At 66.6% G+C, this 1,776-nt stretch carries 1 protein-coding gene; it reads left to right on the top strand.

Going from position 1 to position 1,776, the window contains the following annotated elements:
- Window positions 1-112 precede the first annotated feature (112 nt).
- Complete coding sequence (locus CCO04_RS28085) at window positions 113-1,735, top strand: IS1634 family transposase (protein WP_215817488.1); 1,623 nt, start codon at window positions 113-115, stop codon at window positions 1,733-1,735.
- The last annotated feature ends 41 nt before the right edge of the window (window positions 1,736-1,776 follow it).

Below are 1,776 nucleotides of genomic sequence, written 5' to 3'. Positions count from 1 at the left end.
CCTGACTTCGGACACACCCTCGTGACTTCTCGGGTCGCAGGTCGCTGACCTGGGGTGATGGTTCGACGGACAGCTGGTTTGAGGCACTAATTGGTGCCCTACGCTCGGTTCGGTGGCGTGGGTGAGGCGGGTCCGGACGGCCTCAGGTGCGACGGCTGTTCAGATCGCCGAGTACGTCGATGGGCGGAGGCGGATCGTCGCCCATGTCGGGTCCGCACACACCGATGCCGAGCTCGGACTGCTTCTGGAACAAGCTCGCAGGATGCTCGCTGACGCTGATCAGGGCGAACTCGATTTGGGTGTGGAGCCGGCGCGGTCGAAGTCTCGGCTTGTCGCGGCGCCTGGCGGGGACGAGGAGTTGTTCGCTGAGCCTGCTGCTGTTGAGCAGCGGAGGGTGGGCGCGCCGCGCGTGATCGGCACCTCCTCAAGGTTGCTGTTCGACGTCCTCGCCCACGTCTACGACGACCTCGGGTTCACCGCGATCGGTGACGAGACATTCCGTGACCTCGTGATCAGCCGGATCGTCGAGCCGACCTCGATCCTGGACACCGGACGGATCCTGGCCGACCTGGGCCAGCAGCCCGCGAACGAGCGGACGATGCGCCGGACGCTGGGACGCGCACAGCAACGTGGCTACCGTGACGCCGTTGCGACCGCGTGCTTCAACCACGCCGTGAGCAACGGGGACGTGTCCCTGGTGCTCTACGACGTCACCACCCTCTACTTCGAGGCAGACAAGGAAGACGAACTGCGCAAGGTCGGCTACTCCAAGGAGCGCCGCGTCGACCCCCAGATCGTGGTCGGGCTGCTGGTCGACCGGTCCGGGTTCCCCCTCGAGATCGGCTGCTTCGAGGGAAACAAGGCCGAGACGACCACGATCATCCCGATCGTGAAGCAGTTCCAAGCCCGCCACGGCCTGGCCGACATGGTCGTCGTGGCCGACGCCGGGATGTTGTCGGCAACGAACCTGCGCGAGCTCGATGAGGCGAACCTGCGGTTCATCGTCGGGTCCCGAGCGACCAAGGCCCCGAAGGATCTGGAGTCGCACTTCCGGTGGCACGGTGATGCGTTCGCCGACGGGCAGGTCATTGACACCCTCACCCCGCGCAGCGGCCACCACAAGGACGCGGCCAGCGACCCGCAGATCAAGGCCGAACCCGTCTGGGACCCAGGGCAGCATCCCGGGTCGTGGCGGGCGGTCTGGGCCTACTCCAAGAAACGGGCGGTGCGCGACAACCGGACCCTCACGTTGCAGGAGGACCGCGCCAAAGCCGTGGTGGCCGGGGAGAAGACCGCGCGGGCACCGCGGTTCGTCAAGACCCGCAACGGTGCCGCTGAACTCGACGAGACCTCCCTGACCCGCGCGCGGCGGCTGGTCGGGTTGAAGGGCTACGTCACCAACATCCCCTCCACGTTGATGCCTGCCGGTGAGGTCATCGCCAGCTACCACTCGTTGTGGCAGGTCGAGCAGTCGTTCCGGATGTCCAAGACGGACCTGCGTGCGCGGCCGATCTTCGCGCGCACCCGCGACGCGATCGAAGCGCACCTGACCATCGTGTTCACCGCCCTGGCCGTCAGCCGTGAAGTCCAGACACGGACCGGGCTCGCCATCCGCAACGTCATCCGCCAGCTACGGCCGCTGAGGTCGGCGACCATCGCGGTCAATGGCGCTGAGCAGACCTTCCCGCCCGCTGTCCCCGACGAGAAGCAAGCGATCCTCGACGCCCTCACCTGACATTCACAACTCAGGCACTAAGCCGAATGTCCGAACTCAGG

The sequence above is a fragment of the Pimelobacter sp. 30-1 genome (assembly GCF_018831735.1).
In the GTDB taxonomy this organism is placed as follows: Bacteria; Actinomycetota; Actinomycetes; order Propionibacteriales; family Nocardioidaceae; genus Nocardioides.
Note: the sequence above shows the minus strand (reverse complement) of the source record. Positions and strands in the feature narration are given on the sequence as shown.